Consider the following 22,709-nt stretch of genomic DNA (forward strand, 5'->3'; position numbering starts at 1 on the left):
GCACCCTGCGTTATCGTTGACGACCTTCGCGAGCAAGCTCGCTCCTACACTTAAAGGGCGAGCAAACGGTCGCCGAGCTTGCCGTTATCCGCCAATGCCAAAAACTCATCCCCCAGTCGTTGGCTCTCGCTCATGGCAGTTTGCCAATATTTGTTGCGGCCTGGATCATCGCCCATGAAACGCTTGAAGTCGCTGCGGTCTGGCAGCTTGCCGTGGGGCAGGCGGGCCAGGTAGTCCCTGGACGGCGCCAGCAGTAACACATCCTGCAAGCCCTGCTGGTTGCTGCGCCGCCATGGCAGGCCCTTGTCGAACCAGCCGGGGATGACCCGGTCAGTAAAATGCGGGTACAGCACGATGTCATCGCCGTGGTAGGGCAGGTCGAGGTGGTAGTCCAGCAGGCCGCCGTCGCGGTAGGTGCCGGCCCCGGCCCCAGGCAGGTCGCGTACGCCTTGCATGACCATGGGGATCGACCCGGACGCGAGCAACGCCTGGCGCAGGTTGCCCACGTCCAGGGTGAGAAAGCGCGAGGGGAAATCCTTCAGGGGGTGTACCGGAGGCGCCTGACGCGGGTCGTGGATGATCAGCCGCTCGAAATGCCGCGACAGCCGTGCGCGGCCCCGCAGGTTATCGGCAATCACCGATGACAGGCCCAGCCCCAGCCGCCCACGGTGGTCATCGGCGAGCAAACCGTGGCTCTTGACCACCATGATGTTCAGCCGATAGTCGGGGTTGTCCAGCACCCGCGCATCGCGCCCGGCCAGCAGGTCGTCGAGCATGCGTTGGCAGCTCTGGCTGACTTGCGCCATGGTCACGCCTTTGGCAAAGCGCTGCTCGTTGTACAGCCGGCCCAAGTCGAGCAAACCTTGCACCGGGTCGGGCAGGCAGGCGCTGGCAAACCGCCAGGAGCCAATGGACGCGCCGATCAGCGCACGCTCGCGCGGCGCACGGGGCAACCAATCACCGAACAGCGCCAGGTCGAGCCCTTGGATACCCAGGGCCTTGGGGCCGCCAGCCGCGCCGGAGAGGATACCGACGTCGGCAGGCGCAAGGCCCTGCTCGCGGATGCGGGTGATGGCGCGTTTACCGGCCTTGAGGGTCAAGGCCGGGAACTTGATATGGATGGCTGTCATACCGGTCTCTGTTGAGGCGAGCGGGGCAGTATAGGAAATCTCGCAGGCAGTGGGAAAAATGGCTTGACTGGAATTGCCATGGTGGCAATTCAGTTTCAGTTAAGTTGCAGGGCGTACGGTGGCCGATGTAGGAAAACATCATGTAACGGAGACTTATCATGAAGCGCCTCACTGCCCTGGGCGCCGCCGCTATCATCCTCGTTACGGCGACCCCGGCCGCCGCCGTGGACCCCGACAAGCCACTGATCGTGCCGGCCACTGTTACAATTGTCGCTTTCGATCAGTTGGAAGCCACGGCCCTGGCCCTTCACCCTGGTTCGACGCTGCTGGACACCGATCTGGATGAGGAATACGGCAAGTACGTCTATGAAGTCGAGCTACGAGATACCGACGGCATTGAATGGGATGTTGAATTGAACGCGCTCACCGGGCAGGTTCTCAAGAATCATCAGGATACGTAATGAAGGTAAATTTACGCGTCGGCAGTCGCGTGGCGCTGGTGCTCATGGTGTTTTGTTCCAGCCTCGCGGCCCGCGACCTCAATCAGGACGAAGCCCTGGCCCTGCGCCAACAAGGCGTCATCCTGCCATTGGAACAGCTGTTGCAGCAGGCCATGGCGCGATACCCCGGCTCACGGCTGCTGGAAGCCGAACTGGAAAAGAAACACGGGCAATACGCCTATGAAGTGGAACTGGTGACCACCGAGGGCGTGGTGCGCGAGATCAAGCTGGATGCCACCAATGGCGACCTGATCAAAGATGAGGAAGACTGATGCGCCTGCTCCTGGTGGAAGACAACGTGCCCCTGGCCGACGAACTGATGGCCGGCCTGCAGCGCCAGGGCTACGCGGTCGACTGGCTGGCCGATGGCCGCGACGCCGTGTATCAAGGACGCAGCGAGCCGTATGACTTGATCATCCTTGACCTTGGCCTGCCCGGTTTACCCGGGCTTGAAGTGCTGGCGCAATGGCGCGCCGCCTCGTTGGCCATACCAGTGCTGATCCTCACGGCCCGCGATTCCTGGGCCGAGCGTATCGAAGGGCTCAAGGCCGGCGCCGATGATTACCTGAGCAAACCCTTTCACCCCGAAGAGCTGTACCTGCGCATCCAGTCGCTGCTGCGCCGCTCCCATGGCCAGACGAACCAGCCCACCCTGCAAGCTGCCGGCCTGCATCTGGATGAAGGGCGCCAGTGCGTGCTACGTGACGGCGCCGAGATCCAGCTGACGGCTGCCGAGTTTCGTTTGTTGCGCTATTTCATGCTGCATCCCGAACAGATCCTGTCCAAAAGCCACCTGGCCGAACACTTGTATGACGGCGAGACCGAGCGCGACTCCAATGTGCTGGAGGTGCACGTCAACCATCTAAGGCGCAAATTGGGCCGCAGCGTGATCGAGACCCGGCGTGGCCAGGGCTACCGTTTCGGCGCCACCCCGGCATGAGGTCGATCCAGCGGCGCTTGAGCCTGGGGTTGATCAGCGTGATGGTGATTGTCGGCGTGGTGCTGGCGCAAACCAGCCTGTGGTTGTTCGAGGCGGGTTTGCAACGCTACCTTGAAGCGGGCTTGCGCAACGACAGCGAAAATCTGCTGGTGGCGCTGGTGCGTGGGCCCAACGGCGTGCAGTTGGATGAGCAACGCCTGTCGCCGGCGTACCAGCGGCCGTTTTCCGGGCATTACTTTCGTATCGACTTTGCCGATGTGCATTGGCGCTCCCGTTCATTGTGGGACCAGGAACTGCCCCGGCTCCCGGTGGCGGGGCTCAAGGGCAACCTGCAACTGGGGCCCGAAGGCCAGCAACTGTTGGTGCTGCGCTCGGACTACAAGCGCTTCGGCCAATCGATTTCCATCAGCGTGGCCCAGGACTACACGCCTGTGCGCGAAAGCTTTCGCCTGATGCGCCAGGTCGGCCTGGTGATGGGGCTAGCGGCGCTGCTGTTGGTGCTGATCCTGCAACGGGTCACCGTGCGCCGTGCCCTGCGCCCCCTGGAGACCGCACGCAACCAGATCGCCCAACTGCAACAAGGCCAACGCTCGCAACTCGACACCCAAGTGCCGCTTGAGCTGGAGCCCCTGGTGGCGCAGATCAACCACCTGTTGGCGCACACCGAAGACAGCCTCAAGCGCTCCCGCAACGCCCTTGGCAACCTGGGGCATGCGCTGAAAACCCCGCTGGCAGTGTTGTTGAGCGCCGCCTCCAGTGACGCCCTCAAGGATCATCCGCAACTGAGCCAGTTGCTGCGCGAGCAATTGGAGCAGGTGCAGCAGCGCCTCAACCGTGAACTCAACCGTGCGCGCCTGGCGGGCGATGCCTTGCCGGGCGCGTTGTTTGACTGTGAACAAGAGCTGCCCGGTTTACTGGCCACCCTGCGCATGATCCACGGCGAACACCTGGACCTCAGCTATCAGGTGGCGCCGGGCCTGCAACTGCCCTGGGACCGTGAAGACCTGCTGGAACTGCTGGGCAATCTGTTGGACAACGCCTGTAAATGGGCGGACGCCGAGGTACGCCTGAGCGTCAGCAAGACGCCCCAGGGCTATCGGCTGGCGGTGGAAGACGACGGCCCCGGCATCCCTGAGGCTCAGCGCGACCAAGTGTTTAGCCGTGGCGCACGCCTGGATGAGCAAAGGGTTGGCCATGGCCTGGGTTTGGGGATCGTGCGCGACATTGTTGAGGTGTGGGGTGGGGTGTTGCAACTGCAGGAGAGTGAGCTGGGTGGGCTCAAGGTATTGATCCAGTTGCCACGCCGCTGACACTGGCACACCGCTGCTCAAAATGTGGGAGCTGGCTTGCCTGCGATAGCATCGACTCGGTTTACCTGAAATACCGAGGTGTTTGCATCGCCTACTGTAGGAGCGAGCTTGCTCGCGAAAAACGTCAACGATAACGCGGGCATCCTGAATGAACGCCGCGCCTGTGAGTTTTTCGCGAGCAAGCTCGCTCCTACAAAAAGCCCTTAACGGACTGGCATTGGGGCAAGCCCGACCCCCACAGAAAAGCCTAGCTACATTCAGACCCGAAACTGATCCATCAACCCCTGCTGCTGGTTCGCCAGGCTGTTCAACGCCTGGCTGACCCGCGCCGATTCATTGGCCTGCTCCGACAACGATTCGGTCACATCGCGAATGGTCGCCACGTTGCTGTTGATCTCTTCGGCCACGGCGCTTTGCTCTTCCGCGGCGCTGGCGATTTGCAGGTTCATGTCGCTGATCACCGTGACCGCATCGCCAATCTGGCGCAAGGCGGTGACGGCCTGGCCGACCTGTTCGACGCTGCCCTGGGCCTGGCGATAGCTGTTGCCCATGGAACCGACCACATCGCTGGTACCGGTTTGCAATTGTTCGATCACCAGGCGGGTTTCTTCCACCGATTCCTGGGTGCGCCGTGCCAGGTTGCGCACTTCGTCGGCGACCACGGCAAAACCGCGGCCGGCTTCACCGGCGCGAGCGGCTTCGATGGCGGCGTTGAGCGCCAACAGGTTGGTCTGCTCGGCGATGCCGCGAATCACTTCGAGCACCGAGCCGATCTGTTCGCTGTTGGCGGCCAAGCCTTCAACTTGGGTCATAGCGGTGCTCATGTCGGCGGCGAGCTCGCCAATGTTGGCGGTGGTGCGGTCGATAACCGTCAAGCCTTGGCGAGTCGCCTGGTCGGCATCTCGGGCGGCTTGGGCCGCCTGGGCGGCGCTGCGGGCCACGTCCTGGGCGGTGGCGCTCATTTCGTGGGATGCGGTGGCCACCTGATCCACCTGACGGTACTGCTGCTCCATGCCGGCGCTGGTTTGCGTGGCAATAGCGGCGGACTGGTCGGCGGTGCCGCGAGCGTCCTGCACCGAGCGTTTGACCTCGGCAATGATCGGCTGCAGCTTGTCGAGGAAACGGTTGAACCAGCCGGCCAATTGGCCCAGTTCGTCCTGTTTGGCATAGGCCAGGCGCCGGGTCAGGTCGCCTTCGCCGCTGGCGATATCCTCAAGCATGTGCGCCACGCCGAGGATTGGCCGGGTCACGCTGCGTGCCATCAGCCACACCAGGATCAAGCCGACCACGGCGGCCAGCAGGCCCAGGCCCAGTTCCAGCAGGGTGCCTTTGGCGTTGTCGGCGTCCAGCTGGTTTTTCAGCGCTTCGGCGGGGGCGACCAGGACTTTTTCAGGTACATCCAGCAATACGCCCCACGCCTTACCGCCGGGAATCGGCGCAAAAGGCGCCAGTACCTTGAGTTGGTGGTCGGTGCGCAGGCTGCGGGTCTGGGTACTGCTGGCCAAGGCACTGGTCAGCTGTGCGCCGCTGGCCGGGTCGACCTGCTCCAGGCGTTGGCTGAGTTTGCTGGCATCCGGGCTGTAGCCAGCCAATAAGCCAGTGGCGCTGAGGATGCTGACCTGGGTCTGGCCGTCGTACAGTTTCTGGCTGGCCTGTTGGCTGACCGCCTGCAGGCTGTTGAGGTTGATATCCACCGACAGCGAGGCGATGACTTTGCCATTGACCATCAGCGGGAACACGATGCTGGTCATCAGCACGTTCTGGCCGTCGATCACATAGAAGTAGGGCTCGATCACACAAGGCTTGAGAGTCGTGCGCGGGCAGGTGAACCAGGCGTTGGCCTTTTCGCCGCTGGGGCCGATGGAGGTGTCGGCCATGTCGCTCTCGGGCAGCGCCATCGAGGTGATTTTCCCCGGCGTCGGTTGCGACCAGTACAGCGCGAAACGGCCTTTGTCATTGCTGCCCAGTTCCGCCTGGTTGGCGAACAGTTCGTCCTTGCCGTCCAGCGCATTGGCTTCGAACACCAGGGACAGGCCGAGCAGGTCGGGGTTGGCCTGCAGGGCGGCCTTGACCTGGCGCGTCAGGTCTTCACGGGTGTCGAAGGCATCGAGAAAGCGCTTCTCGGCCTGCTCGCGCAAAAACAACACCTGGCGGGAAAAGCCATGGCCGTACTGGTAAGCATCCATGAACTGCTGGCGAATGCCCAGCGCTTGCACTTCGCCTTGGGCCTCGATGCGCGACTGGGCAGCTTCGTCGAGCATCTGCATGCTGGACGCCTTGACCTGCTGCGAGCTCTGCGCCATGCGATACAGCGACAGACCCACCAGCAGGGTCACGATCCCCAGCAGGCAGAGGCCCGCCAGCAGGGTGATTTTCCATTGAATGGAGAGCTGCCTGAGCGACATCGGGACATCCTTACCTGAAAGCACATAGAGACAGCGTATCGGCCAGTGCCGGTATTTCTTTATCTGTGCAGAGGGCTTTGTCTCACCACAGTTTTTGACATGACAGCCCAGCTCCTGCAAAGTGCGCGCCCTCTAATAAGACCTCTTTCAAGCCTGCACGCCGGCAGCTGTTCCCATGGGCCGCGCGCGGGCATGCCTGTCTTTTTTGTTTCTGCTTGAGGTAACCATGATTAACGCAGTCATCGCCGCGGTCGGCACCATGCTGGTACTCAGCCTGTCCCGCGTGCATGTGGTCATCGCCATTATCGTCGGCGCCCTGGTGGGTGGCTTGACCGGTGGTCTAGGCATCGAGGCCACGCTCAAGGCCTTCAACGGCGGGCTGGGCGGCGGCGCAACCGTGGCCTTGTCCTACGCATTGCTCGGTGCTTTCGCCGTGGCGATTGCCAAGTCCGGCCTGGCCCATGCGCTGGCGGACAAAGCCTTGCTGCTGGTGGACCGCCAGGACGCCAGCGGTGGCAACCACGTCAAATGGCTGCTGATCGGCCTGTTGTGGGTGGTGGCGATTGCCTCGCAGAACATCTTGCCGATCCACATTGCGTTTATTCCGCTGCTGGTACCGCCGCTGCTGTATGTACTGACCAAGCTGCAACTGGACCGTCGCCTGATCGCCTGCGTGATGACCTTCGGCCTGATCACCCCGTACATGTTTCTGCCGGTGGGCTTTGGCAATATCTTCCTCAATCAGATCCTGCTGGCCAACGTCGCCAAGAGCGGGGTGGATATCAGCGGGGTCAACGTCACCCACGCCATGGGCCTGCCGGCGCTGGGCATGGTGGTCGGCCTGCTGGTGGCGGTGCTGATCAGCTACCGCAAAAAGCGTGTGTACGACCTGAAGAAAATCGAACGTGTCGAGCAAGTGGCGGTGCAGTACAACCCGCTGACCCTGCTGGTGGCCGGCCTGGCGATCGCCTCGGCGTTCATCATCCAGTTGTGGCTGGACTCGATGATCATCGGCGCCCTGGCCGGGTTCCTGATCTTCTCGGTGTCGGGCATCGTGCGCTGGCGCGACACCGATGACCTGTTCACCGAAGGCATGAAGATGATGGCGATGATCGGCTTCATCATGATCGCGTCCTCAGGCTTTGCCGAAGTGCTCAAGGCCACCGGTGACGTGAACTCGCTGGTGCAAGCCTCGGCAGCGTTCATCGGCCATAGCCGGGGCGTCGGGGCGTTGTTGATGCTGCTGGTGGGGTTGTTGGTGACCATGGGCATCGGCTCGTCGTTTTCCACGGTGCCGATCCTCGCGGCGATTTTCGTGCCGCTGTGTGTGCAGTTGGGCTTCAGCCCGGTGGCCATCGTGTGCATCGTTGGTACCGCCGGTGCCTTGGGCGACGCCGGTTCGCCTGCCTCGGACTCCACCCTAGGCCCCACCTCCGGCCTGAACATCGACGGCCAGCACCACCATATCTGGGACACCGTGGTGCCGACCTTCCTGCACTACAACCTGCCGCTGCTGGCGTTCGGCTGGCTGGCCGCGATGACGCTCTGATCCAGGCGAGAACCTCTGTGGCGAGGGAGCTTGCTCCCGCTGGGCTGCGAAGCAGCCCCAAAAAAGCGTGCGGGCGCTGCGCACCCCAGCGGCAGCAAGCTGCCTCGCCACACAAGCTCGCTCCTACAGTAATCGCTCACATGGCCGTTAACCTCTCAAGTCGCCACTAACAAGAGAGAAAAGCCATGCGTCTGAGTTTGAAGGCCAAAGTCCTGGCCCTTGCTGTCGTGCCGGTGTTGTTGTTTGCCGTGGTCATCAGCCTGACCACCGTGTGGATTCTGCAGGGCCAGGCCCGCAACGAGGTGGATGAAACCCGTCAGCGCCTGCTCAACGACGCCAAGGCCACCCTGCAAAGTTATGTCGAGGTGGCCATGACCACCATCAAGCCGCTCTACGACGCGGCAGCCCCCGGCGACAGCGCGGCGCGGGCGCAGGTGGTCAAGTTGTTATCCAATACCAGCTACGGCAAAGACGGCTATTTCTTCGGCTACGACTCCGAAACCATCCGCCTGTTCAAGGGCAACAGCCCGGACGGCGTGGGCAAAAGCTTCAAGGACAACCGCGACCCCAACGGCGTCTACGTCAACCGCGACCTGGTCAAGGTCGGCAAGGACGGCACCCACTACCTGCAATACAGCTCGACCCAGCCCGGCCAGACCGAGCTGGTGCCCAAGCTCGGCTATACCGAGTATCTGCCCAAGTGGGACATGGTGATCGGCACCTCGGTGAACCTCGATGGCATCGACGCCCAAGTGGCGGTGGTGCAGGCAAAAGTCGAGAAGCGCATGCAAGGCGTACTGTTGAGCATCCTCGGCGTGGCCGTGGTGGTGTTGCTGGTGATCGCCGCCGTGGGCATGCTGCTGGCCAATACCATCCTGCGCCCGCTGCACCTGATGAAGGCCAACCTCGATGACATCGCCGCGGGTGAAGGCGACCTGACGCGCCGCCTGGCCATTACCAGCCAGGATGAACTCGGCGATCTGGCCGGTGCATTCAACCGCTTTGTCGATAAAATCCACGGCCTGGTGCGCCAGATCACCGACATGACCGCCCAACTCACCGGGCTGGTGAGCCAGGTGTCCGACCAGGCCCAGCGCTCAGAGCAGGCCATGGAACGCCAGCGCCACGAGACCGACCAGGTGGCCACCGCGATCAACCAGATGTCCTCGGCGGCCCACGAAGTGGCACGCAGTGCCCAAGGCGCCGCCGTCGCTGCGCAGCAGACCGACGCCGAAGGCCAGGCCGCCAAGCGGGTGGTGGACGGCAGCATCGCGCAGATCCATGCGCTGGTGAACGACATTCGCAGCAGCGGCGTGTCCCTGGACAGCCTGCAGCAGGATGTGTCGTCAATCGTCAGTGTGCTCGGCGTGATCCGCTCTATCGCCGAGCAAACCAACCTGCTGGCGCTCAACGCTGCCATCGAGGCCGCACGGGCCGGGGAGGCTGGGCGTGGCTTTGCCGTGGTCGCCGATGAAGTGCGTGCCCTGGCCAGTCGCACCCAAACCAGCACCCAGGAAATCCAGGGCATGATCGATCGCCTGCAAAAAGGCACCGAGGCGGCCGTGGACGCTATGCGCCGCTCCAGCGATGCCGGCGACGGCACCTCGGCCCAGGCCAACCAGGCCGGCGCGTCCCTGGACACCATGGCGCAACTGATTGGCACCATCAACTCAATGAACGCCCAGATTGCCAGCGCCGCGGAAGAGCAGACCGCCGTGGCGGAAGAGATCAACCGCAGCGTGCATCAGATTGCCGTAGCGGTGGACAGCGTGGCGGACGAAACCCAGTTGGGCGCTCAGACGTCTCGCAGCCTGGCAGATCTGGGCCAGCGCCTCGGGCAGTTGGTAGGCCAGTTCAGGATCTGATCCATCCAACCCACGGCAGGGTTTAAACGTCGCGCATCAGCAGGCCAAAACGCAGGTCCATCTGCGCCGGAATCGGCACATACACCGTATGCCCGTCCCCCGGCGCCACCTCAATGCTTTCGCCCTTGGCGTTATGCAGGCTCGGCAAGTCAAAATGAAAATTGCCGGCGGGCGTCATCAACTCCAGGTGGTCGCCCAGCACAAAGCGATTCTTCACCTTCACCTCGGCCAACGCGCCACGGCGCTCGCCGGTCAGCTCCCCGACAAACTGCTGGCGCTCGGAAACCGAGCTGCCGTTCTGGTAGTTCTGGTATTCATCGTGCACGTGGCGGCGCAGGAAACCTTCGGTGTAGCCACGCTGGGCCAGGGACTCGAGGTTGGTCATCAAGCCGCGGTCAAACGCCCGGCCGGCCACTGCGTCATCGATGGCCTGGCGGTACACCTGGGTGGTGCGCGCGCAGTAGAAGTGGGACTTGGTGCGGCCTTCGATCTTCAACGAATGCAAGCCCATCTGTGCCAGGCGCTCCACATGCTGCACGGCGCGCAGGTCCTTGGCGTTCATGATGTAGGTGCCGTGTTCGTCTTCGAAAGCAGGCATGGGGTCATCGGGGCGATTGGCCTCTTGTAGCAGGAACACCTGATCGGTGGGCGTGCCGATGCCCAATGTGGGTTGGTATTCATGGACGATATCGCCAGTGGCATTCTCCACGGCCGGCGTGGCCTGGTATTTCCAGCGGCAGGCATTGGTGCAAGTGCCCTGGTTGGCATCGCGTTTGTTCATATAGCCCGACAGCAGGCACCGCCCGGAATAGGCCATGCACAAGGCGCCATGTACAAACACCTCCAACTCCATCGTCGGCACCTGCTGGCGGATTTCGCCAATCTCTTCCAGAGACAGCTCCCGCGACAGAATCACCCTGCAAATGCCTTGTTGCTGCCAGAACGCCACGCTGGCCCAATTCACCGTATTGGCCTGCACCGACAGGTGGATGGGCATCTGCGGGAAGTGCTGGCGCACCAGCATGATCAGCCCAGGATCGGACATGATCAGCGCATCCGGGCCCATGGCGATCACGGGCGCCAGGTCCTTGAGGAAGGTCTTGAGCTTGGCGTTGTGCGGCGCAATGTTCACCACCACGTAGAAGCGCTTGCCCAGGTCATGGGCTTCCTGGATGCCGAGGGCCAGGTTGGCGTGGTCGAACTCGTTATTGCGCACCCGCAGGCTGTAGCGCGGTTGGCCGGCATAGACCGCGTCGGCACCGTAGGCGAAGGCGTAGCGCATGTTTTTCAGGGTGCCAGCGGGAGCGAGCAGTTCGGGGGCTGTTATCGGGCGCATGGGTGTGGGTCGCAAAAAGGCGCGAGGGTAGTGCTGGAGCGATAACGGGATATTGACCCAGGTCTAAATAACGCGATCTATGCTTGTTCGATAAACAAGGGCACTCCCACGTTTGGCTGCGGACTAAGCAACAGGGCCGCCATCGGCCCTGTTTTTCTGACATGGACCGGACATGAATCAAACCAACCTGCAATTCAAAACCCTGTTGCTGCTACTGGCCTTGGTCACCGTGGCTTTTATCTGGATATTGCTGCCGTTCTACGGTGCGGTGTTCTGGGCGGTGATCCTGGGCATTATCTTTGCGCCGATGCAGCGCCGCCTGCAGCAACGTTTTAGCTGGAACCGCAACCTGACCTCCCTGACCACCTTGATGGTGTGCCTGGTGATCGCGATTCTGCCGGTGATCATCACCAGTGCTTTGCTGGTGCAAGAGGGGGCCACGCTCTACAAAAACATCGAGAGCGGCAAACTCGACGTAGCGGGTTATATCGAGCAATTCAAGAACGTTTTACCGCCGTATTTCCAGCAGTTGCTCGACCGTTTCGGCATGGGCAACCTTGAAGGGCTGCGGGAAAAGGTCGTCAAGGGCGCGATGCAGGGCAGTCAGTTCTTTGCCTCCCAGGCGTTCAGCTTCGGCCAGGGTACGTTTGATTTCCTGGTGAGCTTTTTCATCATGCTGTACCTGCTGTTTTTCCTGCTGCGCGATGGCCCGGAACTGGTACGCAAGGTGCGCACGGCAGTACCGTTGGCCGAGCCGCAAAAGCGTCGCCTGCAGCTCAAGTTCAACCGCGTGGTGCGCGCCACGGTCAAGGGCAACGTGCTGGTGGCCGTGACCCAGGGTGCGCTGGGTGGCTTGATCTTCTGGTTCCTGGACATCCCGAGTGCTTTGCTCTGGGCCGTGCTGATGGCGTTCCTGTCACTACTGCCAGCGGTGGGTGCCGGGCTGGTCTGGGGGCCGGTGGCGGTTTATTTCCTGTTGAGCGGTTCGATCTGGCAGGGCGTGGTGCTGGGGCTGTTCGGGGTGTTCGTGATTGGCCTGGTGGACAACGTGCTGCGCCCGATCCTGGTGGGCAAGGACACCAAGATGCCGGACTACCTGATCCTGATCTCGACCTTGGGCGGCCTGTCGGTGTTCGGCCTTAACGGCTTTGTCATCGGGCCGCTGGTGGCAGCGTTGTTCATGTCGTGCTGGGCGTTGTTCGTCGAAACCAAGCCGCGGGTCAAGTTGCCATTGCCTTAGCTTTCAGGCCTCGAGCCTGAAGTCGGTTGCCATTCGGCGCTGTGTCTCGGCATCGGATAACGAAGTGAGCGGGCCGCTGATCGGCTCGCCATCGCGCACAACGTACCAGCAGGCGAGCAAGCCCAGTTTGCGCAGAGGGGCGGGGACGGCGCTGCCGATGACGGACATGATTTGAATAGTGGGCATAAGTACCTCCAAACGTTATGGAGGTCACCTTACGGTTTGCCGGTGCCTGGGAAAAATCACCTGGCTCGATAGTCGACATCAACGTCAGGCGTTAGTCCACCACCTGGTCGAGCATGTTCACCACTTCGTGCTCACTGAGCAGGCCCTTGCGCACCAGGTTTTCTGCCAGCAATGCGAGGAACTTGGCGCTGCGATGGCCTTCAAGGTGCTTGAGTTCAGTCAAGGCGCTGTAGACCTTGCTGGAGGTGCAAAGGCCGGCGGTGCGGTGCGGGTTTTGTGTGGGCATGGTCAATCGTCCTTAATTGTTATTGGTTGGACTGGGTCGATAGTGCGACTGTTTTGTGACGCAAACATGACAGCGCAGCCCGTCATCGATCAAGAGGATATTTGACGCTTATCATGTGGGATTGCTGCTCGTACGTTGTTCTCACAGCGACACTGGCAGGATTAATCCGGACTTCCCAGGCAAAAAAAGGCCCCGCGTGTGGGCGAGGCCTGTGGCTGTCAACGGATTAAAACTTACCAACCATGGCGGTAGTAGCCGTGGGGCGGGCCGTAATAACCGCGAGGCGGCCCATAATAACCGCGCGGTGGGCCGTAGTAGACGGGCGCCGGGCGATAGTAAACCTGCTGTTGCACATACACCGGTGGCGGTGGCGCGTAGTAGACCGGCGGCGGCGCGGCATACACCGGCTGCGGCGCGGCATACACCGGCTGCGGCTGCACATACACCGGTTGTTGCACGTACACCTCACGCGGCTGGCTGGCAACCACAGAGCCGACTACCGCTGCGCCGACAAGCGCACCGAACACGGCCGGGCCACCCCAACCACCACCGTGGGCGGAGGCTTGGCCGGCCATCGCGAGTGCGCCGATAAGCAAGGCGATCCTGGGGAGTTTACGCATGATGGTCTTTCCTCGGTTAGCCCCTGCGCTTGTGGTCTGCAATCAATAGACTCAAGGATTGTCGCGGGGATACTTTTAAGACAACGTATTTCGAGAAAACAGCACGGCCAATGGGTAAAGGTTGTGTAAGGTCTGTACCGATTTGCTTACTTCAAGGAGTTATCCATGCAGATGCACCCCAACAAGGACACCCAACTGTGCATGTCGCTGTCGGCGCGCCCTGGGAACTTTGGCCTGCGTTTTCATAACCACCTGTATGAACAGCTGGGTCTGAATTTTTACTATAAAGCCTTCAGCAGCCAGGACTTGCCCGGCGCGATCGGCGGTATCCGCGCCCTGGGTGTGCGGGGTTGCGGGGTGTCCATGCCGTTCAAGGAGGCCGCCATTGCCTTGATGGACGAACTCGACGATTCGGTTCAAGCCATCGACTCCCTGAACACCATCGTCAACACCAACGGCCACCTCAAGGCTTACAACACCGACTACATCGCCATCGAGCAATTGCTGAAAAAACACGCGGTGCCCAAGGACTCCAGCTTCGCCCTGCGCGGCAGCGGCGGTATGGCCAAGGCGGTCGCCAGCGCCTTGCGTGACGGAGGGTACGCCAATGGCGTGATCGTGGCGCGTAATGAGGTGGCGGGCCAGGCATTGGCCAGGAACCTGGGGTATCAGTGGCAGGCGGATCTGGGCAGCCTGCGGCCACAGATGCTGATCAACGTGACACCCATCGGCATGACCGGCGGGGTCGAGGCGGATGCGTTGGCGTTTGAGGCCGAGGCAATCGATCAGGCTGAGACGGTCTTCGATGTGGTGGCGATCCCGGCGGAAACGCCGTTGATCGTGCGTGGTCGTGCCCAGGGCAAGCGGGTGATTACCGGGCTGGAGGTGATCGCTATCCAGGCGTTGGAGCAGTTTGTGCTTTATACCGGCGTGCGGCCTACTCAGGAGCAGTTCGAGGCAGCGGTGGCCTTTGCTCGCAGCTAAAGCCTTACTCCAATCCACTGTGGGAGCTGGCTTGCTCGCGAAGGCCGCAAGCCAGCTCCCACATGTTTATCTGCGTTATGCCTGTTCCAGCTGCGCCAGCCGTTCTTCCAGTGCGGCAATCCGCGCTTCCAGCTCTTCAATCCGCTCCACCGAAACAGCCCCCGCGCTACGCTCTACCGGATTCCCCCGTGCGGTCATAATCGCCTCAATATCCGCTGGGTCCCCCAGCGCATGGGTGTATCGGTCTTCACGCTGCCCCGCCTGACGCGGCACCAGCAGCGCCAATCCCCGAGCAATCAGGCGTTCGAGCTGATGCACAACCTGTTCGGCATCCTCAAAGTCATGCATACGCCCGCTGCGGGTGAGCAACTCGTTGACGGTCTGCGGCCCCCGCAGGAACAGCAGCCCGGTCAGGATCACCTGGGCCGGCACCAGTTCCAGGGCCTTGTCCACACGGTGCTCCCAGCGGTCGGCGCGGCTGCCCATCACCAGGCGCGTGAAGCCTTGGCCTTCGAGCGCGCGCAGGCTCTGGCCGACCTGGCCTTGGCTGAGGTTCATCACCGGCTCGCGGCTGGTCTTCTGGTTGCAGGCCAGCACCAAGGCGTTGAGGGTGAGGGGGTAGGTTTCCGGGTTGGTCGCCTGTTTTTCGATCAGGCAGCCCAGGATGCGGATTTCCGTGCTGTTCAGGCGCGGCTCAGGGGTGTCGGTGTCGTGCTCGGCGGTCATCGCGCTTTCCCTATGCAGTGAAGCCCCTTAGCCTAAGCTTGAAAAAATAAAAGACAAGCGCCAGGCATGGCTATAATCGCGGCTGGTTCCAACCCCGCCATTACCGTGAGACTGTCATGACTATTTCCCTGTACGCCGCTTCCATCCCGGTCTTCAAGCAAATGCTCAACGCCCTCAGCGATGTGCTGAACAAAGCTGAAGCCCACGCCAGCGCCAAGAACATCGAGCCCAACGCCTTGCTGCAAGCGCGCCTGTTCCCGGACATGTTCCCGTTGGTGCGCCAGGTGCAGATCGCCGTGGACTTCGCCAAAGGTGTGTCGGCACGCCTGGCCGAGATCGAAGTACCGAAGTACGAAGACAGCGAAGTCACCTTTGCCGACCTGCAAGCGTTGATCGCCAAGGTCCTGGCCTTTGTCGACACCATCAAGCCCGAGCAGATCGACGGCAAGGAAGGCATCGAGATCGTCACGCGCCCAGGCACCCCGAAAGAGAAGCGCTTCAGCGGTCAGTCCTACCTGCTGACCTACGGCCTGCCGCAGTTCTTCTTCCACGTCACCACCGCTTATGCGCTGCTGCGTCATAACGGTGTGGAAGTGGGCAAGCGCGATTACATGGGCGCGTTCTAAACCCGCAAGCACAAAAAAGCCCGGTGCCGTTCTCTGCGAACGGCACCGGGCTTTTTTATGGGGCTGTGTTAAGCGGCCTGTTCTTCCTTGCCCAAACACGCCGCCGCGGTAAACAGCACATCGGTAGACGAGTTGAGTGCGGTTTCCGCCGAGTCCTGCAGCACGCCGATGATGAAACCGACGGCCACTACCTGCATGGCGATTTCACTGGGGATGCCAAACAGGCTGCACGCCAGGGGAATCAACAGCAGCGAACCACCCGCCACCCCCGATGCACCGCAGGCACACACCGCAGCGACCACGCTGAGCAGCACGGCGGTTGGCATGTCCACGGCGATGCCCAGGGTGTGCACGGCCGCCAGGGTCAGCACGGTGATAGTGATGGCGGCGCCGGCCATGTTGATGGTGGCACCGAGGGGGATCGACACCGAGTAGGTGTCTTCATGCAGGCCCAGGCGTTTGCTCAGCGCCAGGTTGACCGGAATGTTCGCCGCCGAGCTGCGGGTGAAAAACGCGGTGATGCCGCTTTCGCGCAGGCACATCAGCACCAGCGGGTAAGGGTTGCGACGCAGTTTCCAGAACACGATGGCCGGGTTGATCACCAGTGCCACGAACAACATGCAGCCGATCAGCACGACCAGCAGGTGGGCATAGCCGAGCAGGGCGTCGAAACCAGAGGTGGCGAGGGTGGAGGCCACAAGACCGAAGATACCCAGCGGGGCGAAGCGGATCACCACGCGTACGATCAGGGTGACGCCGTTGGACAAGTCGTCCAATACCGTACGGGTGGTCTCACCGGCATGGCGAATAGCGATGCCCATGCCGATGGCCCAGGCGAGGATGCCGATGAAGTTGGCGTTCATCAGTGCACTGACCGGGTTATCCACCACACTGAGCAGCAGGCTTTGCAACACTTCGCCAATGCCCCCAGGAGCGCTCACCGTGGCGTCATGGGTAGCCAATACCAGGAACGACGGAAACATCATGCTGGCAACCACCGCAACCACGGCGGCGGCAAAGGTGCCGAGCAGATACAGGAACAGGATCGGGCGGATATGGGTTTCCTGGCCATGCTTATGGTTGGCAATCGAGGCCATGACCAGCACAAACACCAGGATTGGCGCGACAGCCTTCAGCGCCGTGACAAACACCTTGCCGATAAAACCGGTGGCGCGCGCGGCCTCGGGGAACAGCAGGGCCAGCACGATCCCGGCAATCAGGCCGATGACAATTTGGGAGACCAGGCTGACGCGCATTAAACGTTGCAACAGGGAAGGGGCAGCAGTCATAAAGAGTTGTCTCTAGTTTTTTTAGTAGGGCACAGCATTGCAGGCAGAAAGTACTGTAGGAAGTAGGCGCGAAGTCTAGCATGCTGTAGGGCACGTCTCGTTTGCTGCGGCATTCCGTCACCCGTTTCAGCCGGGCTTGGTCAAATCCGGACATGTTCTGTTAAGATTCCCCCCTCTCATCTTTCCTCTCCGTCAGCGGGCCCTTCGGGCTGTCGTTGATGTCGTCGTTTCTGGAGTTTTCATGTTGTTTCCTATCCTGCTGCTGTCAGCCGCCGGTTTTACCGTGCTGACCACAGAATTCGTCATCGTCGGCCTGTTGCCGTCGATTGCTCGGGACCTGAACGTCAGCGTGTCCCAGGCGGGGCTGCTGGTGACGCTGTTCGCGTTCACCGTGGCCGCGTTCGGCCCGTTCCTCACGGCCTACTGCGCGCGCTTTTCGCGCAAGCGCCTGTTTATCAGCATCCTGATCATGTTTGCAGCGGCCAACACCGTGGCGGCTTTGGCGCCGAATATCTGGGTGATGGCCGTGGCCCGTTTGATTCCCGCCTTGGGCTTGCCAGTATTCTGGGCCCTCGCCAGCGAAACGGCGGTAGACATTGTCGGCCCTGAGTTCGCCGGGCGTGCGATTGAAAAAATCGGCTTTGGCATTGTTTGCGCCACCGTATTTGGTATTCCGGTGGGCACGCTGATTTCCGATATGTTCGGCTGGCGCACCGCATTCGCCGTGCTCGCGGTGATTGCCCTGGCCAAGGCATTGCTGCTGTATGTCTACCTGCCGGTTACCGCGGCCAAGCACCAGCAAGCCAGCTTGCGCTCACAATTCAAGATCCTGCGCAGCCCGGTGATGCAGGGGCATATCCTGCTGTCGATCCTGGTGTTCAGTGGCATGTTCACCGCCTATACCTACCTGGCAGATATCCTTGAGCGGCTGGCCGGGTTCGACGGCACCTTGGTGGGCTGGTGCCTGATGGGCTTTGGCGCGGTCGGGCTGATTGGCAACTCCCTCGGCGGACGTGCCGTGGATCGTCACCCATTGATCGCGTCCATGGTGTTCTGCGGGTTCATGATCGCGGGCATGGTGGCAGTGGTGCCGGCGATTCACTCGACCATCGGCCTGGCCGCGGCGATGGCGGTGTGGGGCGTGACCCAGGCGGCGATGTTCCTGGTCAGCCATGTGCGCTTGATGAAGGCCGCGCCCCATGCACCGGCGTTTGCCGCGTCGCTGAATATCGCCGGCGCCAACCTCGGCATTGGCCTGGGCGCGATGGTGGGCGGGCATGTCATCGACACTCTGGGCCTGGGCAGCCTGGGGTTTGCCGCTTCGGGGTTTATCCTGGTGTCGATCCTGCTCGCACTGTGGCTGATGACCGCCAAACCCACGGCGCTCAATGCCTGAGCGATCAGGGCAGGGCGGTAAACAACTCCCGCCGGGCACCCTCGGTAATGGCCACAATGCCGGGGTGCTTGACCTTGCGCTCCACTGAGATCGCATAAAACGACTCGGTCACTGCATCGGTCTGGCCGATCAGCGCCACGCCGTATTGGCGCACCACCTCGTCGGCGATCACGCTGGGCGCGATAAAAATCCCACTGCCGGATTGCCCGAAGGCCTGCATCAAGGCGCTGTCGTCGAACTCGCCGATGATGCGGGGTTGAATCTGCTGTTCGGCAAACCAGCGCTGCAAACGGCTGCGCACCACGGTCTCAGCGCCCGGAATCAACAGCGGTGCGCCCTGCAAACACTGTGGGAAATCCCCCCCATGCTGGTCTGCCAACGCCTGGGTGGCGAAAAAACTGATGCCGCATTCCCCCAGCTTCTGGCTGTAGCCCTTGATGTCCAAGTGCGTGGGCATGGGGCTGTCGGAAATCACCAGGTCCAGGCGCTGGATCGCCAGGTCGGCCAGTAGACGTTCGAGTTTGTCTTCACGGCAGGTGATGCGGATCGGTTCGCTCAACTCCATGGTCGGCGCGATCAGCCGGTACACGATGGATTTGGGCACCACATCCGCCACCCCAACGCGGAACGGGATCTGCTGCTCGTCAGGCTGGGCGCGCAGCATCGCCTCCAGTTCATTGCCGGTCTGGAACATCTGCTCGGCGTAGGGCAGCGCCTGGCGCCCGGCTTCGGTCAGTTCAAGCTGGCGCCCGACCCGCTGAAACAGGGCAATACCGAAGGTCTGCTCCAACAGGCTGATCTGCCCGCTGATGGTCTGCGGCGTGAGGTTCAATTGCTCACAGGCGCGCACGATGCTGCCGGTCTTGGCCACCACCCAGAAGTAATGCAGTTGTCGATAATTGAGCATCACGGCCTACACTTCGTAAAAATCGAAGTATACGCGAGAAAAATACGAATTTTCCTGAACTGTTCGCCTGCATAGAATGCCTCGCTATCGAGGGGCCACTACTTGGACCCAAGGGTTCTAACGAGGAATACATCATGAAACTCAATTCCCTGGGCGCGGCGTCGTTGCTTGCGCTTTCATTGATAGTGGTCAGCGGCTGTGATCAAGTCGAGAAAAGCGCGCAACAGGTATTAGGCAAAGCCACCGAGTCGGCCAAGCAGGCCATCGACGACACCCACAAGGCCGCCGAGCAGGCATTGAGTGAAGCCACCCAGGGCTTGATCAGCCCTGAGAAGCAGGAAAAAGACGCCGAAAACGCTGCTGAATCCGACACCAAAGAAACCTAATTCCCCAGCACTACCACGTCAGGACTGACCTATGGATTACCTTCTACAACTGGCCGCCAGCCCCACCGCCTGGGTCGCACTGGCGACCTTGATCGTCATGGAAATCGTGCTGGGCATCGATAACCTGATCTTTATCTCGATCCTCACCAACAAACTGCCGGAGAAGCACCGGGCCAAGGCGCGGCGCATTGGTATCAGCATGGCGTTGATATTGCGCCTGGGCCTGCTGAGCACCATCGCATTCATCGTGCAATTGACGACACCGGTGTTCGAAGTGTTCGGCCAGGCGTTCTCGTGGAAGGACATGATCCTGATCGCCGGCGGCCTGTTCCTGGTGTGGAAGGCCACCACCGAGATCCATCACAGCATGGACCCGGAGCCTGAAGAGAAGGCAACCGTCAGCAACACCGTGACCATCGGCTTTGCCGCCGCCATTGGCCAGATCCTGATGCTCGACCTGGTGTTCTCCATCGATAGCATCATCACCGCAGTGGGCATGACCGAGCACTTGCCAATCATGATCATTGCCGTGGTGGTCTCGGTGATCGTGATGCTGGTGGCCGCTGAGCCGTTGGCCAAGTTCATCAACGACAACCCGACCGTGGTGATGCTGGCCCTGGGCTTCTTGATCATGATCGGCATGACGCTGATCGCCGAAGGCTTCGGCGCCCACGTACCAAAAGGCTACGTGTATGCGGCCATGGCGTTCTCGGCTGCGATCGAATGCTTGAACATCGCCCGGCGCAACCGGCACGCACGTTTGCTCGCTGCGCGCCAGTAACCGCTGAACAAACAGGCCGGCTGTGCTCACAAGAGCCCAGCCGGCCTTTTGCTGTCTGCTAGAATCGGCCCACTTGATAGCTTGAGGTCTCCCATGAACGAGCCGATTCGCCTTACCCAGTACAGCCACGGTGCGGGTTGCGGTTGCAAGATTTCGCCCCAGGTCCTGGAAGTGATCCTCGCGGGCAGCGGTGCACAGAACCTCGACCCTAACCTGTGGGTGGGCAATGCCTCCCGCGACGATGCGGCGGTATACGCCATCGACGACGAGCGCGGCGTGGTGTCCACCACGGACTTTTTCATGCCGATTGTCGACGACCCGTTCGACTTCGGCCGCATCGCCGCCACCAATGCCATCAGCGACATCTACGCCATGGGCGGCGATCCCTTGATGGCCATCGCCATTCTCGGCTGGCCGGTCAATGTGCTCGCGCCGGAGATTGCCCGCGAAGTGATCCGCGGCGGTCGGGCGGTGTGCGACGCAGCTGGCATTCCGCTTGCGGGTGGGCATTCCATCGACGCGCCGGAGCCGATCTTCGGCCTGGCCGTGACCGGCATCGTGCAAAAGCGCCATATGAAGCGTAACGACACGGCCACCGCCGGTTGCCGCCTGTACCTGACCAAGCCCCTGGGCATCGGCATCCTCACCACCGCCGAGAAGAAGGGCAAGCTGCGCGAGGCGGATATCGGCCTGGCGCGTGACTGGATGTGCACACTCAACAAGCCGGGCAGCCGTTTCGGCAAGTTGGCCGGTGTGACGGCCATGACCGATGTCACCGGTTTCGGCCTGCTCGGCCACCTGGTGGAAATGGCTGATGGCAGTGGCCTGACGGCCCGTATCGACTATGCAAAGGTTCCGCGCCTGCCGGGGGTGGAGTATTACCTGGACCAGGGCTGTGTGCCGGGTGGCACCTTGCGCAACTTTGAAAGCTACGCCAGCAAGCTGGGGCGTGTGCAGGAGCTGCACAAGCGCGTGCTGTGCGACCCCCAGACCAGCGGTGGCCTGCTGATCGCCGTTACCCCGGAAGGTGATGCCGAGTTCCACGCCGTCGCCGCCGAGCTGGGCCTGGCCCTTGAGCCTATCGGTGAACTGCTGGAGCGACAGACCAACGCGGTTGAGGTGATTTGATGGCGACGGACATCACCGATTACCGCGATATTTTCCTCAACGACCGCCCGATGATGGATACCCGCGCGCCGGTCGAATTCACCAAGGGCGCGTTCCCCGGGGTGATCAACCTGCCGCTGATGACCGACGATGAGCGCCAGCGAGTCGGCACCTGTTACAAGCAGCAAGGCCAGCAAGCGGCGATCGTGCTGGGGCATGAGTTGGTGTCGGGGGCAATCAAGGCCGAGCGCATCGAACAGTGGGCGCAGTTTGCCCAGGCTAACCCCAATGGCTACCTGTACTGCTTTCGGGGCGGCCTGCGTTCGCAGATCGTGCAGCAATGGTTGAAAACCGAAGCAGGCATCGAATACCCCCGCGTCGGCGGTGGCTACAAGGCCATGCGTACCTTCCTGCTGGAAACCCTGGAGCAGGCGACTGCCCAGTGTGATTTCGTACTGCTGGGCGGCATGACCGGCACCGGCAAGACCGAAGTGCTCGGTCAACTGCGCAATGCCCTGGATTTGGAAGGGCACGCCAACCATCGCGGTTCCAGTTTCGGCAAGCGCGCCACGGCGCAACCCTCCAATATCGACTTCGAAAATCGCCTGGCGGTGGATTTGCTGAAGAAGCGCGCAGGTGGTATCGAGCAGTTTGTGGTGGAGGACGAGAGCCGCATGATCGGCAGCTGTGCGCTGCCGCTGCCATTGCACAAGGGCATGCAGACGTTTCCTATGGTGTGGCTGGAAGACAGCGTCGAGGGTCGTGTCGAGCGCATCCTGAAGGATTACGTGGTGGACCTGTGCGCCGAGTTCATTGAGGTGTTTGGGGAAACCGGCCAGCGATTATTTGCCGAGCGCCTGACCCAGAGCCTGGCCAATATTCACAAGCGCCTGGGCGGTGAGCGTTTCCAACGGCTGCAGGCGGTGTTGCAGGAGGCCCTGGCCGAACAGGCACGCAGCGGCGCAGTGGAGCTGCATCAGGTATGGATTGAAGGCTTGCTGCGTGAGTATTACGACCCGATGTATGCGTTCCAGCGCGAGAGCAAGGGCGCGCGTATCGAGTTTGCCGGGGAGCAGGGTGCGGTGGTGGAGTATTTGCGCGAGCGAGCAGCTCGGGTGGGGTGACCTTTCGGACGCCATC

At 61.6% G+C, this 22,709-nt stretch carries 23 protein-coding genes; 14 read left to right on the forward strand and 9 right to left on the reverse strand.

The window, feature by feature from the left end; all coding sequences use genetic code 11:
- Positions 1-50: 50 nt before the first annotated feature.
- Positions 51-1,130, reverse strand: a complete 1,080-nt coding sequence (locus tag BT204_RS25635; protein ID WP_072448707.1) for a patatin-like phospholipase domain-containing protein — start codon at positions 1,128-1,130, stop codon at positions 51-53.
- 158 nt (positions 1,131-1,288) lie between these two features.
- Between BT204_RS25635 and BT204_RS25640 the strand changes: the two genes are divergently transcribed.
- The 4 genes from BT204_RS25640 to BT204_RS25655 are packed head-to-tail and all read left to right on the forward strand — an operon-like array spanning position 1,289 to position 3,880.
- The gene (locus tag BT204_RS25640) at positions 1,289-1,591 is read left to right on the forward strand and encodes a PepSY domain-containing protein (protein ID WP_054898803.1); all 303 of its coding nucleotides are present in this window, start codon (positions 1,289-1,291) and stop codon (positions 1,589-1,591) included.
- The gene (locus BT204_RS25645) at positions 1,591-1,902 is read left to right on the forward strand and encodes a PepSY domain-containing protein (RefSeq protein ID WP_003190266.1); all 312 of its coding nucleotides are present in this window, start codon (positions 1,591-1,593) and stop codon (positions 1,900-1,902) included. Before BT204_RS25640 ends, BT204_RS25645 begins: the two co-directional genes overlap by 1 nt.
- The gene (locus BT204_RS25650) at positions 1,902-2,570 is read left to right on the forward strand and encodes a response regulator transcription factor (protein ID WP_034125807.1); all 669 of its coding nucleotides are present in this window, start codon (positions 1,902-1,904) and stop codon (positions 2,568-2,570) included. The genes BT204_RS25645 and BT204_RS25650 overlap by 1 nt, the downstream gene beginning before the upstream one ends.
- On the forward strand, positions 2,567-3,880 hold the full coding sequence (locus BT204_RS25655; RefSeq protein WP_072448709.1) for a sensor histidine kinase: 1,314 nt from the start codon (positions 2,567-2,569) through the stop codon (positions 3,878-3,880). The genes BT204_RS25650 and BT204_RS25655 overlap by 4 nt, the downstream gene beginning before the upstream one ends.
- Before the next feature lie 257 nt (positions 3,881-4,137).
- Here BT204_RS25655 and BT204_RS25660 read toward each other — a convergent pair whose 3' ends face one another.
- On the reverse strand, positions 4,138-6,285 hold the full coding sequence (locus tag BT204_RS25660; RefSeq protein WP_034125806.1) for a methyl-accepting chemotaxis protein: 2,148 nt from the start codon (positions 6,283-6,285) through the stop codon (positions 4,138-4,140).
- A gap of 229 nt (positions 6,286-6,514) precedes the next feature.
- Between BT204_RS25660 and BT204_RS25665 the strand changes: the two genes are divergently transcribed.
- On the forward strand, positions 6,515-7,834 hold the full coding sequence (locus tag BT204_RS25665) for a Na+/H+ antiporter family protein (RefSeq protein WP_161793214.1): 1,320 nt from the start codon (positions 6,515-6,517) through the stop codon (positions 7,832-7,834).
- 185 nt (positions 7,835-8,019) lie between these two features.
- Positions 8,020-9,699 carry a methyl-accepting chemotaxis protein gene (locus BT204_RS25670; protein ID WP_054922288.1) on the forward strand — a complete coding sequence of 560 codons (1,680 nt, stop codon included), beginning with the start codon at positions 8,020-8,022 and terminating at the stop codon, positions 9,697-9,699.
- Between the two features lie 22 nt (positions 9,700-9,721).
- Here the strand turns inward: BT204_RS25670 and yegQ are convergent, their stop codons facing one another.
- On the reverse strand, positions 9,722-11,035 hold the full coding sequence (yegQ, locus tag BT204_RS25675) for a prephenate-dependent tRNA uridine(34) hydroxylase TrhP (RefSeq protein WP_072448711.1): 1,314 nt from the start codon (positions 11,033-11,035) through the stop codon (positions 9,722-9,724).
- A 172-nt stretch (positions 11,036-11,207) separates the two neighbouring features.
- Here yegQ and BT204_RS25680 point away from each other — a divergent pair, with 172 nt between their 5' ends.
- Entirely contained in the window at positions 11,208-12,275 is a 1,068-nt protein-coding gene (locus BT204_RS25680) for an AI-2E family transporter (RefSeq protein ID WP_019818663.1), read from the forward strand.
- Between the two features lie 3 nt (positions 12,276-12,278).
- On the opposite strand, the gene BT204_RS25685 is transcribed toward BT204_RS25680, so the two are convergent.
- The 3 genes from BT204_RS25685 to BT204_RS25695 all read right to left on the reverse strand — a co-directional run bounded on the left by BT204_RS25685 (position 12,279) and on the right by BT204_RS25695 (position 13,367).
- Entirely contained in the window at positions 12,279-12,461 is a 183-nt protein-coding gene (locus BT204_RS25685) for a hypothetical protein (RefSeq protein WP_034125803.1), read from the reverse strand.
- Positions 12,462-12,552: 91 nt separating this feature from the next.
- Positions 12,553-12,747 (reverse strand): hypothetical protein, encoded by a 195-nt coding sequence (locus BT204_RS25690; protein WP_003190284.1) that lies wholly within the window; start codon positions 12,745-12,747, stop codon positions 12,553-12,555.
- Between the two features lie 233 nt (positions 12,748-12,980).
- Positions 12,981-13,367: a hypothetical protein gene (locus BT204_RS25695; protein ID WP_072448714.1), complete on the reverse strand. Its 387-nt coding sequence runs from the start codon at positions 13,365-13,367 to the stop codon at positions 12,981-12,983.
- 165 nt (positions 13,368-13,532) lie between these two features.
- On the opposite strand from BT204_RS25695, the gene BT204_RS25700 reads away from it, so the two are divergent.
- On the forward strand, positions 13,533-14,351 hold the full coding sequence (locus tag BT204_RS25700) for a shikimate 5-dehydrogenase (RefSeq protein ID WP_034125801.1): 819 nt from the start codon (positions 13,533-13,535) through the stop codon (positions 14,349-14,351).
- Between the two features lie 75 nt (positions 14,352-14,426).
- Here the strand turns inward: BT204_RS25700 and BT204_RS25705 are convergent, their stop codons facing one another.
- Positions 14,427-15,077, reverse strand: coding sequence for a YceH family protein (locus BT204_RS25705; RefSeq protein WP_054898808.1), 651 nt, complete (start codon positions 15,075-15,077; stop codon positions 14,427-14,429).
- 116 nt (positions 15,078-15,193) lie between these two features.
- On the opposite strand from BT204_RS25705, the gene BT204_RS25710 reads away from it, so the two are divergent.
- The gene (locus BT204_RS25710; RefSeq protein WP_003190292.1) at positions 15,194-15,703 is read left to right on the forward strand and encodes a DUF1993 domain-containing protein; all 510 of its coding nucleotides are present in this window, start codon (positions 15,194-15,196) and stop codon (positions 15,701-15,703) included.
- A 68-nt stretch (positions 15,704-15,771) separates the two neighbouring features.
- Here BT204_RS25710 and sstT read toward each other — a convergent pair whose 3' ends face one another.
- Positions 15,772-16,992 (reverse strand): serine/threonine transporter SstT, encoded by a 1,221-nt coding sequence (sstT, locus tag BT204_RS25715; protein WP_034125799.1) that lies wholly within the window; start codon positions 16,990-16,992, stop codon positions 15,772-15,774.
- Positions 16,993-17,233: 241 nt separating this feature from the next.
- Between sstT and BT204_RS25720 the strand changes: the two genes are divergently transcribed.
- Positions 17,234-18,388: an MFS transporter gene (locus tag BT204_RS25720; protein WP_072448716.1), complete on the forward strand. Its 1,155-nt coding sequence runs from the start codon at positions 17,234-17,236 to the stop codon at positions 18,386-18,388.
- A 4-nt stretch (positions 18,389-18,392) separates the two neighbouring features.
- Here the strand turns inward: BT204_RS25720 and nhaR are convergent, their stop codons facing one another.
- A complete protein-coding gene (gene nhaR / locus BT204_RS25725; protein ID WP_034125797.1) occupies positions 18,393-19,295 on the reverse strand; it encodes a transcriptional activator NhaR in 903 nt (300 codons plus the stop codon).
- A 134-nt stretch (positions 19,296-19,429) separates the two neighbouring features.
- Here nhaR and BT204_RS25730 point away from each other — a divergent pair, with 134 nt between their 5' ends.
- From BT204_RS25730 to mnmH, 4 genes are all read left to right on the forward strand, one after another.
- Entirely contained in the window at positions 19,430-19,681 is a 252-nt protein-coding gene (locus tag BT204_RS25730) for a hypothetical protein (protein WP_060764289.1), read from the forward strand.
- A 31-nt stretch (positions 19,682-19,712) separates the two neighbouring features.
- A complete protein-coding gene (locus BT204_RS25735) occupies positions 19,713-20,462 on the forward strand; it encodes a TerC family protein (RefSeq protein WP_014717958.1) in 750 nt (249 codons plus the stop codon).
- Positions 20,463-20,555: 93 nt separating this feature from the next.
- Positions 20,556-21,590 carry a selenide, water dikinase SelD gene (gene selD, locus BT204_RS25740; RefSeq protein WP_020302053.1) on the forward strand — a complete coding sequence of 345 codons (1,035 nt, stop codon included), beginning with the start codon at positions 20,556-20,558 and terminating at the stop codon, positions 21,588-21,590.
- Entirely contained in the window at positions 21,590-22,693 is a 1,104-nt protein-coding gene (mnmH, locus tag BT204_RS25745) for a tRNA 2-selenouridine(34) synthase MnmH (protein WP_060764290.1), read from the forward strand. The genes selD and mnmH overlap by 1 nt, the downstream gene beginning before the upstream one ends.
- Positions 22,694-22,709 lie beyond the last annotated feature (16 nt).

The sequence above is a fragment of the Pseudomonas sp. NFPP02 genome (genome assembly GCF_900119355.1).
In the GTDB taxonomy this organism is placed as follows: domain Bacteria; phylum Pseudomonadota; class Gammaproteobacteria; order Pseudomonadales; family Pseudomonadaceae; genus Aquipseudomonas; species Aquipseudomonas paracarnis.

Excerpts from the sequence above, each read along its gene's own strand:
- BT204_RS25685 (WP_034125803.1), bottom strand. The coding sequence starts at position 12,461 with ATGCCCACTATTCAAATCATGTCCGTCATCGGCAGCGCCGTCCCCGCC.
- BT204_RS25705 (WP_054898808.1), bottom strand. The coding sequence starts at position 15,077 with ATGACCGCCGAGCACGACACCGACACCCCTGAGCCGCGCCTGAACAGC.
- BT204_RS25720 (WP_072448716.1), top strand. The coding sequence starts at position 17,234 with ATGTTGTTTCCTATCCTGCTGCTGTCAGCCGCCGGTTTTACCGTGCTG.
- sstT (WP_034125799.1), bottom strand. The coding sequence starts at position 16,992 with ATGACTGCTGCCCCTTCCCTGTTGCAACGTTTAATGCGCGTCAGCCTG.
- BT204_RS25700 (WP_034125801.1), top strand. The coding sequence starts at position 13,533 with ATGCAGATGCACCCCAACAAGGACACCCAACTGTGCATGTCGCTGTCG.
- mnmH (WP_060764290.1), top strand. The coding sequence starts at position 21,590 with ATGGCGACGGACATCACCGATTACCGCGATATTTTCCTCAACGACCGC.
- BT204_RS25695 (WP_072448714.1), bottom strand. The coding sequence starts at position 13,367 with ATGCGTAAACTCCCCAGGATCGCCTTGCTTATCGGCGCACTCGCGATG.
- BT204_RS25660 (WP_034125806.1), bottom strand. The coding sequence starts at position 6,285 with ATGTCGCTCAGGCAGCTCTCCATTCAATGGAAAATCACCCTGCTGGCG.
- BT204_RS25645 (WP_003190266.1), top strand. The coding sequence starts at position 1,591 with ATGAAGGTAAATTTACGCGTCGGCAGTCGCGTGGCGCTGGTGCTCATG.
- BT204_RS25640 (WP_054898803.1), top strand. The coding sequence starts at position 1,289 with ATGAAGCGCCTCACTGCCCTGGGCGCCGCCGCTATCATCCTCGTTACG.
- BT204_RS25680 (WP_019818663.1), top strand. The coding sequence starts at position 11,208 with ATGAATCAAACCAACCTGCAATTCAAAACCCTGTTGCTGCTACTGGCC.
- nhaR (WP_034125797.1), bottom strand. The coding sequence starts at position 19,295 with ATGCTCAATTATCGACAACTGCATTACTTCTGGGTGGTGGCCAAGACC.
- BT204_RS25655 (WP_072448709.1), top strand. The coding sequence starts at position 2,567 with ATGAGGTCGATCCAGCGGCGCTTGAGCCTGGGGTTGATCAGCGTGATG.
- selD (WP_020302053.1), top strand. The coding sequence starts at position 20,556 with ATGAACGAGCCGATTCGCCTTACCCAGTACAGCCACGGTGCGGGTTGC.
- yegQ (WP_072448711.1), bottom strand. The coding sequence starts at position 11,035 with ATGCGCCCGATAACAGCCCCCGAACTGCTCGCTCCCGCTGGCACCCTG.
- BT204_RS25670 (WP_054922288.1), top strand. The coding sequence starts at position 8,020 with ATGCGTCTGAGTTTGAAGGCCAAAGTCCTGGCCCTTGCTGTCGTGCCG.
- BT204_RS25690 (WP_003190284.1), bottom strand. The coding sequence starts at position 12,747 with ATGCCCACACAAAACCCGCACCGCACCGCCGGCCTTTGCACCTCCAGC.
- BT204_RS25735 (WP_014717958.1), top strand. The coding sequence starts at position 19,713 with ATGGATTACCTTCTACAACTGGCCGCCAGCCCCACCGCCTGGGTCGCA.
- BT204_RS25710 (WP_003190292.1), top strand. The coding sequence starts at position 15,194 with ATGACTATTTCCCTGTACGCCGCTTCCATCCCGGTCTTCAAGCAAATG.
- BT204_RS25635 (WP_072448707.1), bottom strand. The coding sequence starts at position 1,130 with ATGACAGCCATCCATATCAAGTTCCCGGCCTTGACCCTCAAGGCCGGT.
- BT204_RS25650 (WP_034125807.1), top strand. The coding sequence starts at position 1,902 with ATGCGCCTGCTCCTGGTGGAAGACAACGTGCCCCTGGCCGACGAACTG.
- BT204_RS25730 (WP_060764289.1), top strand. The coding sequence starts at position 19,430 with ATGAAACTCAATTCCCTGGGCGCGGCGTCGTTGCTTGCGCTTTCATTG.